Here is a 14,084-nt window from a genome sequence, read left to right as displayed (position 1 = left end):
CGGCAGATCAGATGATGCGGCGAAGAATGAACACTCCAACGGCGAGGGCAAAGAGGATTGTTCCGAAGAGCATTGCCGAGATGAAGATGGTTGCGGCGCGTTCTTTTTCGGGTGTCGGCGGGGTAATGCCGACGGTGAGGATGAAGCTTTCTGCGATTCCCTGGAATGGATTCTTCATGTGCTGCCTCTCCTCTTAGAGGCTGATACTCCGGTAGAAGGTTCAGGGAATCAACTTGAGCTCATGCAGCCTGCGAAGAGCCTGTTCGACAGACCAGTCCAGCGCCTGCGTGCCTTCGACGGTGAGGGTGGCGTGGGCTCCCGAGGGGAGGACGAAGAGATCGGCCATGGGGCGGACGGTGGCGTCGAACTGATCGCGGACGGACTGCTCAGTGCGTCCGCGCTCGCGGAGGTCGCGGTGGATGCGGCGGGTGAGGCAGAGATCGTGCGGGGCGTTGACGAAGATGCTGAGGTCGTAGAGTGCACGGAGCGATTCGTAGTGGAGGGCGAGAATCCCTTCGACGATGAGGACGCGGGTTGGCTCGATGCGCTCGAATTGATTTGGAACGCGGGTGTGGGTAGCGAAGTCGTAGACGGGGCGGTCGATGGGCTTGCCGCTGGCGAGGGTTTTGACGTGCTCGACGAGAAGATCGTGCTCGATCGAGTCGGGATGATCGACGTTGAAGGCGGCGCGGTCGGCGGGGGCAAGGTGGGAAAGGTCTTGGTAATAGAAGTCGAGGGGAAGAAGCGTGGCGTCGAGTTGGCTGGTGAGCTCGCGGGCGAGGGTGGTTTTTCCGGAGCCGGAGCAGCCGGCTATTCCTAAAATCACGGGCCGGGTTGGGAGAGAGAGCTGGGTGGGGTCGGGCATGAGCTATGCGCTCGCCGCGATTTGAGGGATGAGGGCGGTGAGGAGCGAGGTGAACTGGGCCTCGACGCGCTGGCCGGTCTCCATGACCTCTTCGTGGTTGATCGCCTGGTCGAGGACCCCGGCGGCCATGTTGGTGACGAGCGAGATGCCGAGGACTTCAAGACCCATGTGGCGGGCGATGATGACCTCGTGGACGGTAGACATGCCGACGAGATCGGCGCCGAGGGTACGGAAGGCACGGATCTCGGCGGGGGTTTCGTACGACGGTCCTAGTACGGCGAGGTAAACGCCTTCGGGAAGGGCGATTCCCTGCTTCGCGGCTTCGGCGTGAGCGAGGGCGCGGAGTTTGGGCGAGTAGGCTCCGCTCATATCGAAGAAGCGCTGGCCGGCGTTTGGCGTGACCGCGAAGCGGGGTTCGTTCGGGCCGAGAGCGGCATTGGTCCCGGTGAGGTTGATGTGGTCGGAGATTGCGACGAGGCCGCCCTGGGGGAGATCGGTACGGATGCCTCCTGCCGCGTTGGTGACGATGAGGGTCTTGCAGCCGAGGAGACTGAGTACACGGGTGGGGAAGGTCACCTCGGACATCGGGTATCCCTCGTAAGCGTGGACGCGGCCCTGCATGACCGCTACCGAGACTCCGCCGATGTGGCCGAGAACGAGCTTGCCGGAGTGGCCTACGACAGTCGACTGGGGAAAGTGGGGGATTTCAGAGTAAGGGATGATGGCAGCGTTCTCGACCTGGCTGGCGAAGTTGCCGAGGCCAGAGCCGAGGATAATGCCGAGGGTTGGCGCAAGAGGGGTGCGGACCCGAATGCTGGCGACCGCGAGTTGTGCCTTCTCGTACATACCTGTCATCGGACTTCCCTTTTCACCGTTCCGGGGGGTACCCCCCTCCCCATACGCGGGGTGCAACCTCAATCGAATGAATGGTTTACGACGGACAATCCGACGCAGGCTGCTCATTCGAAAGGACTTAGCTGCAAAAATTAGCAAACAAAGGACTTAGGGTGAGTGAACAACCCCTTCCATGCTTTCCTTTGTTCTTTAATCTCTTCTTCTATTCTATCGAACCACCCGAAACTAAAAGGTCACCTTCGCGGACTATATTTCCAATTTATCCCCGCCTGCTAAAGCTAACAAAATCTTTACCTTACAAGGGAAGAGGAAGGGGCGGAAGGAGGCTTGTTTACGGTTAAGGCACTTGACAGGGTTTCCGGGGGCCTCGTTCCTACGGGGGGGCAAATGATAGCGAAAGGCCAGATCGAGAGGCCGATAGCGCGAGAGGAATGCGGTCTCGCTCCGCGGGATTACGCTCTAGAATCTGCGTATGTCCACAAAGAAGACGCGGAGAACGTTTGTGCAGGAAGCTTCGTTGATGATGCTTGGTGCGGCCGGGGTGGGTGCCGGGGCGCAGGTGCCGGGGGCGGCGACACCGGGGGCTCCACCGGCGTTTGGGACGGCTCCGGCGGTGGGGCCCGTCGTTACGGTTGAGACGTTCGCGGAGGCGGAGAAGCTGGTGCAGTATCCGCTGACACCGAAGGATCGCGCGCAGGCGGCGGGCAACTGGCGGCAGTCGATGGCGGCGCTGTACGAGCGCCGGGTAGGGCCGCGGAAGGTTGCGATCGTGGATGGGGATGCTCCATATTCGCGGTGGGATCCGCTGGTGCCGGGGGCTCCGGTGGGGGCGATGCATGGAGCAGTGGTGCGGTCGGCGGCGGACGCCGGGGAGTTGCCGAAGACGGATGCGGAGATTGCGTTTGCGCCGGTGACGAAGCTCTCGCGCTGGGTGGAGACGAAGAAGATTTCCTCCGAGCGGCTGACGAGGATTTATCTCGACCGGATCGCGAAGTACAACGGGACGCTGAAGTGCGTGATCACGGCTACGCCCGAGGTCGCGATGCGGCAGGCGCGGACGGTGGATGCGGAGATTGGCGCCGGGAGGTATCGCGGGCCGCTGCATGGAATTCCCTGGGGCGGGAAGGACCTGCTGGATACGGCGGGGGTACGGACGACATGGGGAGCCGAGTTTTATAAGGACCGGGTGCCGGAGAAGGATGCGGCTGTCGTCGCACGGCTGGAGGCGGCTGGAGCGGTGATGGTTGCGAAGCTCTCGCTTGGAGCGCTGGCGCTGAACGATGTGTGGTTTGGAGGGCAGACGGTCAATCCGTGGCTGCTGGAGGAGGGTGCGAGCGGGTCGTCGGCGGGGCCTGGAGCGGCCACCGCGGCGGGGCTGGTGGGGTTCTCGATCGGGTCGGAGACGGGTGGGTCGATTGTGAGCCCGTCGATGCGGTGTGGGGTGACGGGACTGCGGCCGACTTTTGGGAGGGTGCCGAGGACGGGAGCGATGACGCTGTGCTGGTCGCTCGACAAGCTGGGACCGATGACGCGGTCGGTGGAGGATGCTGCGCTTGTTCTGGCGGCGCTCTGTGGGGAAGCGGATGCGGGGGATCTCTCGAACGTGGGGAGTTCGCTGGCGTTCGATGCTTCCCTCCCGGTGCACGGGCTGAAGGTTGGGTACGTTCCGGGGTGGATGAAGGAGGCTCCCGCGACCGATGTGGATCGACATGCGCTTGAGGTCGTGACGAAGCTCGGGATGACGGCGGTTCCGGTGTCGCTGCCGGATTGGCCCTATGACTCTCTGCAGATTATTTTGTTCGCCGAGGCTGCGGCGGCGTTCGAGGAAGAGACGCTCGATCACCGGGTGGATCAGCTCGCTGCGCAGGTTCCGGATGCTTGGCCAAATACGTTTCGGCAGTCGCGGTTTCTTTCGGCGGTCGATATGGTGCAGGCGGACCGGCTGAGGCGGAAGACCGCGATGGAGATGGCGCGGGTGATGCGGGAGGTGGACGTGTTGCTGGTGCCTAGCCTGCGGGACGAGATGCTGGTGATCTCGAATGCGACGGGACATCCTTCGCTGACGATGCGGGCTGGGTTTGTGGAGGTGAGCGAGGCTCGGAGTGACTGGGCTCCTGATCCGGCGCATCCCTTGCCGAAGTTTTCTCCGGCGCGGCGGGTGCCGCATGGGGTGACGCTGATCGGGCGGCTGTTCGATGAGGGGACGGTGGCCAGGGTGGGGTTGGCGATGGAGCGGGTGTTTGGGGTGGTGGGGGAGAGGCCCAAGGGGTTTGAGGGGTAGATCGGATTCCGTGGCTCCCACCTTAGGCACGATGATGCTGTGCCGAAGGTGGGGCACCAGCGTTATTTGGCTTGCGCTGAGGACCAGACGGACCGGAGGGTCCAGCGTTGGCCGATCACTTTGAGGGGGTGGGTGCCCTGGGTGCGGAAGAGTTCTACGCGAAGGTTCTGGGTGGTGGGCATGGTCAGGTTGGTCATGGCTGTCGTGCCGTTCTGGGCGAAGACTTCGACGGAGGAGCGGTCGAGGATGAGGTGGAGGTCCAAGGGGCGGTTGGGGGATAGCGGGGCTTCGGTGCGGGCTGGAAAGTCCGGGGCCGTGATGTTCGTCGCGTGCGTGCGGTCGGTGGAGAGCTTCATGGTGGTGCGATCGATGGCTACTTCAGTCCAATGCGCAGGGTCGGAGTAGAGGCGGAGGCCGAAGGTCTGGGCGTCGGCGGGGTCGATCGTCAGGGTGAGTTCGGTGGGTTGATCGGTGGTGAAGAGCGTTGTGGTGGGCTGGGTGATGGACGCCACCAAAGATGTGGATTTGGCGCGGATGGGGGCGGTGACGGGGGTTTGCTGGAGAGCTAATCCGTCGGCGTCTTTGAGGAGGGCGAGATGGCGGGGGATGGTCATCTGGCCGCGCCATGGGACGGTGGGGAGCTTGTCCGCATATTGCCAGTCGTCCATCCAGCCGATGAGGGTGGGTGGTTCGCCGGCGGGCAGATGGTTGAAGCTGATGGCGCAGTAGCTGTCCTTGCCGTAGTCGGTCCAGCCGTGAGAGCCGGGGTCGGAGCTCTGGGTGAAGTGGTGGCCGTCGAAGGTGCCGAGGAAATACTGCTCTCCGGAGCCGCCCTGGAGGCTGCCTGGATTGACGCCGATTTTGAGGGCGTAGAGAGACTGCTTGCCGTCGGCGGTGGGGATCTTGAGGAGGTTCGGGCACTCCCACTGGCCAGACACGGTTGCGGCGGGGCCGAAGGTGCTGAGTTCGGTCCACTCGATGAGGTCAGGTGAGGTGTAGAAGACGACCTTGTGGTCGTTGGGGAGGGAGACGACCATGAGCCAGCTCTTGGTTTCGTCGTTCCAGGTGACGCCTGGGTCGCGGAACTCGGGGACGTTGCGGTCGAGGACGGGGTTGCCGGAGAAGCGCTTCCAGGTGCGGCCGCGGTCCTGGCTGACGGCGAGGGCCTGGGCTTCGTGGTGCGGGGTGTCGTTGTGGGCGGTGTAGATGGCGACGAGGCAGGGCTGGTGGTTCTCGCACTGGTGGCTGGAGTTCTTCTCGTCGACGACGACGGAGCCGGTGAAGACGAGCTCCTTGTCGGTGGCGGGGATGGCTACGGGAAGCTCGTGCCAGTGGAGGAGGTCGGTGCTGACGGCGTGGCCCCAGGAGATGTGGCCGGGGGTGTCGCCGAGGGGGTTGTGCTGGAAGAAGAGGTGATACTCGCCCTCGAAGAAGACGAGGCCGTTGGGGTCGTTCATCCAGCGCTCGCGGGGGGAGAAGTGGACCTGCGGGCGGAAGGGCTCGTTGTATGGGGCGGGGGCGGTCTGAGCGGCGGCGGCGGAGAGGATGGTTGCTGCTAGGAGGAGGCGGGTGATTTGAAAGATCAAGGGTGCTCCTGGACTGGGCGGGCGTGGATGCCAGAGTACGCCAGGCGGGGAGTGAGTGGGAAGCGGGCTAGAGGCGGTCGCGGTCCCAGTTCTTCCAGAGGAGGAGGGAGAGGATGAAGATGTTGGCTTCGGCGGTGTGGGCGATGCGCTTCCACGCCTTTACCGCGTCGGATGCTGCTTCGAATAACTCCCAGGTATCGTCCTCAGAGAGCTCGTAACTCAGGTCGTAGTCGGCGCTATGACGGGCGTCCTGAAGCTTGACGAAGTGAAGCGCTACCATCTGGAGGTCTTGAGAAGCCGCTTCGCCGAGCAGATCACGCAACGGTTGATCGAGTAGTTTCGGCAGAAAACGTCTGCACACTCGCTTCATCTCGGCGTGGTCAAACCATCGCTGGATGCGGTGATTCGTCTCTTCAGTGACGTTGGGAGCGATGAGCCGGGCGGCATCCCGATTGATCTGATGGAAGAGCGCGTAGTAGCAAGCGGAGACCGCCCGACGACGGTTCACATCCCGAATCTTAGGTTTGTCGACCGCCTGAATCGCAAGTTCCGCCGCATGATCGAGCAGATCATCCGGAAGACTCAAGCAACGCGTCCAAACCGCGTATAAGGAAAACGGCTCACTCCGCTATGAACGATTCGTAATGCAAGATCGGTTTCGTACCGGACAAACCGCCTGATCCACTCACGGCTGGCGTCGAATCCTGGAATCAGATTGAAGTTAACCCACATAGCAGGATCACCGCTGAAGTCATCACCAAGTTCGACGGTGATGCTTGCTACTCCTTCCATCAGGGGTGCTTCGGCGATGAGTTGCTCAGCCTTGGCTTTCTCGAGTTGGTCCTGCTCTTCGGTGGCTCGCATAGTTGCGATTCTACTTGATCCGAATCGCCACGATGCGCACGAGCGAAGGGCGCCGCAATATTCTGGCGAGCGAGCCCAGATGCTGGCAACCTAGGCTTGGACGGAGAGGCGGCCGGAGAGAGCTACCAGGGCGCTGGCCTGACTGGTGGAGCTTGTCGTGATGCCCAGGTCCGCATCGACCTGGGAGACGGGGACTCCGAGAGAGGAGGCGATGAGCGCGGCAGGCTGGCCGGAAGAGGCCAGGGTGTGGATCTCCTGCGTGGTTGTCGGCTTGATGGCGGGCGCCTTCCTGGCGGCGTCCTCGGCCGGGTCGTACGAAGCGTTGCTGAGGTTTGCGGCGGAGATCGAAAGAGACATGAGCTACCTCGGGCGAAAAAGGCTGGCCGTCTCTATCGGCAAAGGTAGCTCAGAGTTTCAATGCACTTACTTGATCAGCATCGAGACAATGCTGGCGGACATGAGGTTAGCCATCGTCCCGGCAAGCATGGCGCGGAAGCCCAAAGCGGCGAGGTCGTTGCGGCGGTTGGGGACGAGGGCTCCGATGCCACCGATCTGCATGCCGATGGAGCCGAGGTTCGCGAAGCCGCAGAGGGCGAAGGTGGCTATCGAAAAGGTACGCGGGGTGAGGGTGGACTTCTGCAGCCCGAGAGAGGTGTAGGCGACGAACTCGTTGAGGACGGCGCGGGTTCCGAGGAGGTTGCCGATGGCGGGGGCTTCGTGCCAGGGGATACCGATGAGCCAGGCTACGGGCGCGCAGAAGAAGCCGAGGATGGCATTGAGCGAGTGCGGGGTGCGGATGCCGTGGGCCCAGGCCATGTTCGAGATGCCGAGTAGCGTCGCGTTGAGGAGGCCAACGAGAGCGAGGAAGCTGATGAGCATGATGGCAACGTTGAAGGCTAACTGGCCTCCGTCGATGGTGCCTCGGGCGATGGCGGCGATGAAGTTTTCGTTGGCGTGCTCTTCGTTGGGAGGCATCTTGACGGTGCCGGCGGTGGCGGGGACTTCGGTTTCGGGGACGAGCATTTTTGCCACGAGGATGGTGCCGGGGGCGGTCATGATAACGGCGGAGAGGAGGTCCTGGGCGTTGATGCCGAAGCTGATGTAGGCGGCCATGATGCCGCCGGAGACGTGCGCCATGCCGGAGGTCATGATGGTCATGAGTTCGGAGCGGGTGGCTCCGGCGAGGAACGGGCGGATGGTGAGGGGGGCTTCGGTCTGGCCCATGAAGATGCTGGCGGCGACGTTGGTGCTCTCGGCTCCGCTTGTGCCCATGGTGCGCTGCATGATCCAGGCGACGACCCTGATGATCTGCTGCATGATGCCGAGGTGATAGAGGATCGCGAAGAAGGCGCTGACGAAGATGATGGTGGGCAGGACGGCGAAGGCGAAGACGGCGAGGGCGTTGCCGGGGGCGCCGAGGGGGCCGAAGACCATGGCGGAGCCGTCGGCGGAGTGGGCGAGGAGTCCCGTGATGACCTGGGAGATGTTGTGCAGGATGACCTGGCCGTAGGACCACTTGATGACGAGGAAGGCAAAGACGATCTGGAGACCGAGTCCCCAGGCGACGGTGCGGAGCTTGATGGCGCGGCGGTTCGTGGAGCAGGCGTAGGCGATTCCGAGAAAGGTGATGAGACCGAGGAGACCGGTGAATCGAGCCAAAGTTTGCTCCGTTTCTAGACAGTCGTTCGCGCTACAAAAGTTTGGGTTTCATTGGAGTGTAACGGAGAGAACGCGGACAGGAACGGTATGATTGCTGCGCGGATTGGAGGCCGACCTTTCCGGATGTCCAATCAAGGGCGTGGAGGATGTGCGATGCAGTGGATCAACGGGTATTTGACCTTCGACGGGAACTGTCGTGAAGCGATGGAGTTTTACAAGAAGAGCCTAGAGGCCGAGCTTGAGATCATGCCGGTGATGGATGAGCAGGGGAAGCCGAAGCTCACGGAAGACGGCAAGGAACGGATCATGCATGCGAAGCTCAGCGGCGGCGGCGGGCTGCTGATGGCGTCGGATGCAATGGGTGGGATGCCGGTGCAGGTGGGGAATAACTTCTCGCTGGCGATCCAGAACGAGAGTGTGGAGGAGCAGGATAAGTTCTTCGCGGCGCTGGGCGAGGGCGGGAAGGTGACGATGCCGCTGCAGGATACCTTCTGGGGCGCGCGGTTTGGCATGCTGACGGATCAGTTCGGGATCAACTGGATGTTCAATCTGGATAAGCCGAAAGGATAGGTGGTAGTCCGTTGTGGTCCAGCGGACCGGGACGGACTACACTCGAGTCAGCAGCGTTTGGGTGGAGGCTGGGCATGGGCACGATCGATGATGTCCGCAAGGTGATACAGGACCTGGTTGCGCCTGACCTGAAGGCGCTTTCAGCCCGCATTGACGGTCTCGAGAAGACGGTGAACGCGCGCTTCGATGCGGTTGAGAAGACCGCAACCGCGCGGTTTGAGAGTGTCGACAGCAGGTTCAAGGGTGTTGACGTCAAGTTCGAGCAATCAGAGAAGACGATGAATGCGCGCTTCGACACGATCGAAACAAAAATCCAGGCCGGAAGCGTTCGGCTCGACGCTCTTGCCGCGCAGATGGCAGCCAACCATGCAGTGCTCCTCAACGCGTTGGAGATCGACAAGCGTCTGGCTCGTCTTGAAGAGAAGGCGAATCCACCGCAGCACGTCTGAGCCACAACAGCCTGACTGTCAGGGTTTTGCGGCTTCCATCATCGTGTCCTTGAGGTAGAGGTGTGATTCCTTGCCGTCGGGGGGCAGGGCGAGCGTTAGGCCGGTCGGGGTGCGTTCGAAGTGGAGGGGAACGCCGTCTTTCATGCTGTAGGTGTGGGATTCAGCATCCCACTTGCCCTGGATGGACTGGGCGGGCATGCGGACGTGGTAGCTTCCGTCGGCTCCGTAGGCTACGAGCATCTTCATCATGCGGGCGCGGACGGCTTCGTGTTCGGCATCTTCGGCTGGGGGCGCACCGGTCATCTTCCAGGTCCCGACGAGGGATGAACCAGTCGCCGGAGCGGGCCGACGCGGGAGAACTCCATCGTCGGTGGATGGCCTTCGGCATGGGCGGTCGAAAAGAGCTTGCCATCGGCGAAGCGGACGTCGAAGGTGGCGCTGGTCTGAACGGTGTCGGGCGAAGAGATAGAAAGTTGTTTGCCGTCCAGCTTATAGGTCCCGTTGACGATCCCGCCGACCGTAGCCGTCACAGTCCCGTCTGCGCGGAAGTCCCACCAGAGGCCGAGTTCCTGCTTTGAGGTGTGCTCGGCGACCCAATGGCCTACCGGGCTTTCTGTAGATAGAGCGGGTTTGGTGGGCGCGGGCGTCTGCGCGAGGAGCGAGGCGCTGAAGAGGAGGGTGTGGATCGGGTGGAGGCTCATCATTTGATTTCCGTATGGGTGATGACGTCTCCAATGAGAGGCGCGAGGGTCGGTGGGGTGTGGGTGAGGTGAATGGCTTCGCGCAGCATGTGGAAGGGTTCGCTGAGCAAGGCTTCGTCTTCGGAGTAGAGGGTGATGAGGGGCTGATCTGCCGTGAGATGGTCGCCGAGTTTGGCGTGCATCTCGATACCCGCGTGGGCGCTGACGGGGCCGCCGGGAATAAGGCGTCCGGCTCCGAGGCGCTGCACGGCCCAGCCGGCGGCGGTGCAGTCGATGGCGGCAAAGTAGCCGGAGTGCGGGGCACGAAGAGTGTGCATCGCCACGGGTTGGTGGAAGTCGGCGGGTTGATCGAAGACGTTGGTGTCGCCGTGTTGGGCGCGCACCATCGCGAGCCAGGATTGGTAGGCGGCTCTCGAGACGAGAAGATGGTCGGCTAGCTCATATCCGGCTTCGGGGCTGTCAGCTTTGCCGCCGAGGAAGAGCATCCACCCGGCGAGGGTGAGCGACAGGTCGATGAGATCGGCGGAGAAGGGCGGGCGTGGGCCGGTGCCGGCCTTGAGGATGTCGACGCACTCCCAGACCTCGAGCCAGTTGCCGGCGAAGCGACCGAGAGGCTGGTCCATGGTGGAGAGGATGGCGACGGTGCGTGTTCCAGAGGCTTCGCCGGTCTGAACCATGAGCCGGGCGAGGTGGCGGGAGTCTTCGTCCGTCTTCATGAAGGCGCCGGAGCCGGTCTTGACGTCGAGGACGAGGCCGTCGAGGTCCTCGGCGAGCTTTTTACTCATGATGCTTGCGGTGATGAGGGCGGGAGACTCGATGGTTCCGGTATGGTCGCGGAGGCCGTAGAGGATGCGGTCGGCGGGAACGAGGGTGGGAGTCTGGCCGGCCATGGCGAAGCCGCACTGGTCGACGATGCGGGTGAAGTCGGCGACGGAGAACTGTGTGCTGAAGCTGGGGATGGATTCGAGCTTGTCGAGGGTTCCGCCGGTGTGGCCGAGGGAACGGCCGCTGATCATGGGGTCGGCGAGGCCGGCTGCGGCGACGATGGGGGCGATGAGGAGGCTGGTCTTGTCGCCGACACCGCCAGTCGAGTGCTTGTCGACACGGAAGGGCGTGGGCCGGGTGCGCTGGAAGGTCTCGCCGGAGAAGCGCATCGCGCGGGTGAGGGCGGCGAGTTCTTCGGGGTTGAGGCCACGCTGGAAGACGGCCATGAGGAAGCTGGCGATCTGGGCGTCGGTGATGCGCGGCGGAACCTGGACCACGGCGTCGACGAAGGCCTGGATCTCGTTGTCAGTCAGGACCTTGCCATCGCGCTTGGCACGGATCATGTCGATGGGGTGGGGGGCTGGGTGATTCAGATCGTTCATTTTTGTGGGGCCAGGTGCTCGAGTTGGAAGGCTGCCGGGAGGAGAGCGGCGATAGTGGCTTCGGCAGGCTGGCCGTCGGGGCCGGGGTAGAAGACGTAGGTCGCGGGGTCGGCGAACTCCATGATGGTCTGGCGGCAGGCTCCGCAAGGCATACAGGGGGAGCCGTTGAGGTTCGCCACGGCAACGGCGCGGATGCGGATGGCGGGGCCATGGGTGCTGACGGCAGCGGCGATCGCGGACTGCTCGGCGCACGTGGTCAGGCGGTACGAGGCGTTTTCTACGTTGCAGCCGGTGATGTAGGTCCCGTCTTCCAGGAGCAGAGCGGCTCCGACGCGAAATCGGCTGTAGGGGGAATACGATTTGTGCGCAACGGCGGCGGCAAGGGCGAGCAATTGGTCGATCTGATCGGTGGTCAAACCGCTCGGATGGACCTGCGGCAGAAGATTCGGCATGGTTGGTTGAGGGTAAAGGCTTGGAGCTGCGAGGGCAAGTGTCATCGGCACTGAGGTGGAATGCCGTATCTGGAAAGAGAAAGGCCGCCAGCGGGGGCTGACGGCCTCATTTGCATTCTCGATAAAGCTTAGCGGTGTCCGCCACCGCCACCACCGTGGAAGCCTCCGCCACCACCGCCGTGGAATCCGCCACCACCACCGCCATGAAAGCCGCCGCCGCCAGAGAAGCCACGTGCACCACCGCCACCGGCAAAGCCGCGTCCGCCAACTCCGCCGTAGCCACCACGCCCTGCGACGTAGCCACCACGGTATCCGCCGCCGTAGCCACCACGGTAACCGTAGCCGCCGCGATAGCCGAACCCGCCACGATATCCATAGCCGCCGCGGAAGCCGTAGCCGCGATACCAGGGGCCTACGCCGATGAAGAGGCCGCCGCTAAACCACTCAGGGCCGTAATAGCCGTACGGTGCGCAGGCGTAAGGTGCCGAGTTGTAATAGCCGTATTCGCAGGCTGGCGCCGGGCCGTAGTCGCCGTAACCACCGTAGGCGGGTCCACCGACTCCGATCCCAACGCCGATTTGCGCATGCGAAAAAGCCGCCGGGACCAGAAGAATTCCAAGTAACGCGATGTAACGTAAATAACGCATTTCGATCTCCCTTCGAAGCCGTGGCATCCTGCCCGCTCCGCGCCGCCCCACCCTTTGTCGGAGTGGCATTCAGCCTGCTTATAGAAACTCGAATCGCCCCAAAAAGTTGCGATTCCGGCTGCCGCGAGCTCTGAAAAGCAGCAACACAATATCAGATGCCCGCGATGGCGGAAAGGTGCCCTCAATGCCGGGGCTCAGCCGACGCGGCGGCGCATGCGGACGACTTCGATTGCCTGTCCGTCGGCGACCGGGACGCGAATCTGCTCGAGAGGCCGGTAGCCCGACTGGCAGTAGAACTGGAGTCCTGTGAGGGTGCTCGCCATCTCGAAACGGTGGAAGCCCTCGGCTGCCGCGGCGTCTTCAGCAACACGGAGGAGCAGTCCGCCGATTCCCTGCCGGGCATAGTCGGGATGGACGAAGATCGCACGGATTTTCGCGGGATCGGTGGCTGGGTCGAGAAAGTCTTCGGAGACCTCTTCCACCTGGTGGTCGCCGCCGTACAGCGTCTTGCGGGCGCTCCAGCCGCCGCAGCCCACGAGGGTGCCGTCGTCGGTGACGACGCCGAAGTAAGTTCCGTCCTGGACGAGGCGGCTGTCGACGGTGAAGACGGTGGCCAGTGCTGCCTCGCGCTGCTCCTCGGTGTAGTCGCCGGTCTGCAGGCCGCGCACCGAGGCACCGATGAGCTGAGCGACCGCTGGGATCTCTTCGGGGACGATGACTTTGACGTGGATCGACGGGATCGACATGAAGATGAGTCTAAGCATTCGGATAGACGTCACGCCATCAAAAATGTTCACCGGGAGAATCTTGTGAGCAGCTTGCAGGTCGGCTACACTCCCCCCATGTCAACGCCCGCCCGCCGCTCTGTCCTGAAGCTTCTTGCTACCGCGTTTGCCCTGCCTTTGCTGTGCGCGAGCGCCCACGCACAGGATTGGGCGAAGACCCGCCTCGAAGCCTCGCCGCGCCATCATGAGTACGCCACCCTGAAACATGGCGACCGGACGCTTCAGGCGTTCGTGGTGTACCCGGAAGTGAAACAAAAGGCTACGGTGGTGGTGCTGATTCACGAGATCTTCGGCCTCTCGGATTGGGCGAAGGAGATGGCGGACGAACTCGCGGGCGAAGGCTACATCGTGATCGCGCCGGATCTGCTTTCAGGCGGCTCTGGACCGAACGCCTCGGGGACTCCGAGCTATCCGGACCAGGATGCGGTGGTGAAGGCAGTTTCCGGGCTCGATCCGGCCCAGGTGACGGCCGATCTTGATGCCGCCGCAGACTATGGGAAGAAGCTTCCGGCTGCAAACGGCAAGACGGCGGTGGCGGGGTTCTGCTGGGGCGGGGGCAAGAGCTTTGCCTTCGCGACGCATCGGCACGATCTTTCGGCGGCGTTTGTCTTCTACGGGCCTCCTCCGCCGGATGTGACGTCGATCACGGCGCCGGTGTATGGCTTCTATGCCGGCAACGACGCGCGCATCGGGGCGACCGTGCCGAGCACGATCACCGAGATGAAGGCGGCGGGAAAGAAGTATGAGGTCGCCACGTATGACGGGGCGGGACACGGATTCATGCGGGCGGGTGAGGATCCGGCTGCAACGGATGCGAATAAGAAGGCCCGTGAGCAGGCGCTGGCCAAGATGCTCTCCGTGCTGAAGCAGGTGAGCACGATGCCCATGGCGAAGCTCGGTGCGCCGGCGAACTCGAGCAAGGGTCAGGCAAAGAATACTGCCGACGCGGCTCCGATGTGCCACGACATGAAGGACATGCATGCGGGAAGCTTGTAGGGCTCGC

18 protein-coding genes are annotated in these 14,084 nt (G+C 63.0%); 4 read left to right on the top strand and 14 right to left on the bottom strand.

The window, feature by feature from the left end; genetic code table 11:
- Window positions 1–7: 7 nt before the first annotated feature.
- From GRAN_RS25590 to GRAN_RS19400, 3 genes are read right to left on the bottom strand one after another with little or no spacing between them, the layout of a single operon-like run.
- Complete coding sequence (locus GRAN_RS25590) at window positions 8–178, bottom strand: hypothetical protein (RefSeq protein WP_161571065.1); 171 nt, start codon at window positions 176–178, stop codon at window positions 8–10.
- A 42-nt stretch (window positions 179–220) separates the two neighbouring features.
- Window positions 221–865 (bottom strand): uridine kinase, encoded by a 645-nt coding sequence (udk, locus tag GRAN_RS19405; protein ID WP_128914683.1) that lies wholly within the window; start codon window positions 863–865, stop codon window positions 221–223.
- A 3-nt stretch (window positions 866–868) separates the two neighbouring features.
- Window positions 869–1,720, bottom strand: a complete 852-nt coding sequence (locus GRAN_RS19400) for a purine-nucleoside phosphorylase (protein ID WP_128914682.1) — start codon at window positions 1,718–1,720, stop codon at window positions 869–871.
- 472 nt (window positions 1,721–2,192) lie between these two features.
- On the opposite strand from GRAN_RS19400, the gene GRAN_RS19395 reads away from it, so the two are divergent.
- Window positions 2,193–4,001, top strand: a complete 1,809-nt coding sequence (locus GRAN_RS19395; protein ID WP_128914681.1) for an amidase — start codon at window positions 2,193–2,195, stop codon at window positions 3,999–4,001.
- A gap of 62 nt (window positions 4,002–4,063) precedes the next feature.
- On the opposite strand, the gene GRAN_RS19390 is transcribed toward GRAN_RS19395, so the two are convergent.
- The 5 genes from GRAN_RS19390 to GRAN_RS19370 form a co-directional block, all read right to left on the bottom strand.
- The gene (locus tag GRAN_RS19390) at window positions 4,064–5,587 is read right to left on the bottom strand and encodes a glycoside hydrolase family 32 protein (protein WP_241655026.1); all 1,524 of its coding nucleotides are present in this window, start codon (window positions 5,585–5,587) and stop codon (window positions 4,064–4,066) included.
- A gap of 67 nt (window positions 5,588–5,654) precedes the next feature.
- Entirely contained in the window at window positions 5,655–6,173 is a 519-nt protein-coding gene (locus tag GRAN_RS19385; RefSeq protein WP_128914680.1) for a hypothetical protein, read from the bottom strand.
- Complete coding sequence (locus tag GRAN_RS19380; protein WP_128914679.1) at window positions 6,170–6,451, bottom strand: hypothetical protein; 282 nt, start codon at window positions 6,449–6,451, stop codon at window positions 6,170–6,172. Before GRAN_RS19380 ends, GRAN_RS19385 begins: the two co-directional genes overlap by 4 nt.
- Before the next feature lie 90 nt (window positions 6,452–6,541).
- Window positions 6,542–6,808: a hypothetical protein gene (locus tag GRAN_RS19375; RefSeq protein WP_128914678.1), complete on the bottom strand. Its 267-nt coding sequence runs from the start codon at window positions 6,806–6,808 to the stop codon at window positions 6,542–6,544.
- 66 nt (window positions 6,809–6,874) lie between these two features.
- Window positions 6,875–8,110, bottom strand: a complete 1,236-nt coding sequence (locus GRAN_RS19370; protein ID WP_128914677.1) for a NupC/NupG family nucleoside CNT transporter — start codon at window positions 8,108–8,110, stop codon at window positions 6,875–6,877.
- 153 nt (window positions 8,111–8,263) lie between these two features.
- Here GRAN_RS19370 and GRAN_RS19365 point away from each other — a divergent pair, with 153 nt between their 5' ends.
- Both GRAN_RS19365 and GRAN_RS19360 read left to right on the top strand, forming a co-directional pair.
- Window positions 8,264–8,680, top strand: coding sequence for a VOC family protein (locus GRAN_RS19365; RefSeq protein WP_128914676.1), 417 nt, complete (start codon window positions 8,264–8,266; stop codon window positions 8,678–8,680).
- Window positions 8,681–8,754: 74 nt separating this feature from the next.
- On the top strand, window positions 8,755–9,129 hold the full coding sequence (locus GRAN_RS19360) for a hypothetical protein (protein WP_128914675.1): 375 nt from the start codon (window positions 8,755–8,757) through the stop codon (window positions 9,127–9,129).
- Window positions 9,130–9,147: 18 nt separating this feature from the next.
- Here the strand turns inward: GRAN_RS19360 and GRAN_RS19355 are convergent, their stop codons facing one another.
- The 6 genes from GRAN_RS19355 to GRAN_RS19330 all read right to left on the bottom strand — a co-directional run bounded on the left by GRAN_RS19355 (window position 9,148) and on the right by GRAN_RS19330 (window position 13,060).
- Window positions 9,148–9,432 carry a hypothetical protein gene (locus GRAN_RS19355; RefSeq protein ID WP_128914674.1) on the bottom strand — a complete coding sequence of 95 codons (285 nt, stop codon included), beginning with the start codon at window positions 9,430–9,432 and terminating at the stop codon, window positions 9,148–9,150.
- A complete protein-coding gene (locus GRAN_RS19350) occupies window positions 9,429–9,833 on the bottom strand; it encodes a hypothetical protein (protein WP_128914673.1) in 405 nt (134 codons plus the stop codon). The genes GRAN_RS19355 and GRAN_RS19350 overlap by 4 nt, the downstream gene beginning before the upstream one ends.
- Window positions 9,830–11,197: a thymidine phosphorylase gene (locus GRAN_RS19345; protein WP_128914672.1), complete on the bottom strand. Its 1,368-nt coding sequence runs from the start codon at window positions 11,195–11,197 to the stop codon at window positions 9,830–9,832. The genes GRAN_RS19350 and GRAN_RS19345 overlap by 4 nt, the downstream gene beginning before the upstream one ends.
- Window positions 11,194–11,694 carry a cytidine deaminase gene (cdd, locus tag GRAN_RS19340; RefSeq protein WP_241655025.1) on the bottom strand — a complete coding sequence of 167 codons (501 nt, stop codon included), beginning with the start codon at window positions 11,692–11,694 and terminating at the stop codon, window positions 11,194–11,196. The genes GRAN_RS19345 and cdd overlap by 4 nt, the downstream gene beginning before the upstream one ends.
- Window positions 11,695–11,777: 83 nt before the next feature.
- Window positions 11,778–12,296 (bottom strand): hypothetical protein, encoded by a 519-nt coding sequence (locus GRAN_RS19335; RefSeq protein WP_241655024.1) that lies wholly within the window; start codon window positions 12,294–12,296, stop codon window positions 11,778–11,780.
- Window positions 12,297–12,490: 194 nt separating this feature from the next.
- On the bottom strand, window positions 12,491–13,060 hold the full coding sequence (locus tag GRAN_RS19330) for a GNAT family N-acetyltransferase (protein WP_241655022.1): 570 nt from the start codon (window positions 13,058–13,060) through the stop codon (window positions 12,491–12,493).
- Window positions 13,061–13,105: 45 nt separating this feature from the next.
- On the opposite strand from GRAN_RS19330, the gene GRAN_RS19325 reads away from it, so the two are divergent.
- Window positions 13,106–14,077 (top strand): dienelactone hydrolase family protein, encoded by a 972-nt coding sequence (locus GRAN_RS19325; protein WP_241655021.1) that lies wholly within the window; start codon window positions 13,106–13,108, stop codon window positions 14,075–14,077.
- Window positions 14,078–14,084: the final 7 nt, after the last annotated feature.

The organism is Granulicella sibirica, assembly GCF_004115155.1.
Taxonomy (GTDB): domain Bacteria; phylum Acidobacteriota; class Terriglobia; order Terriglobales; family Acidobacteriaceae; genus Edaphobacter; species Edaphobacter sibiricus.
This window is presented reverse-complemented; position numbering and strand designations above follow the sequence as displayed.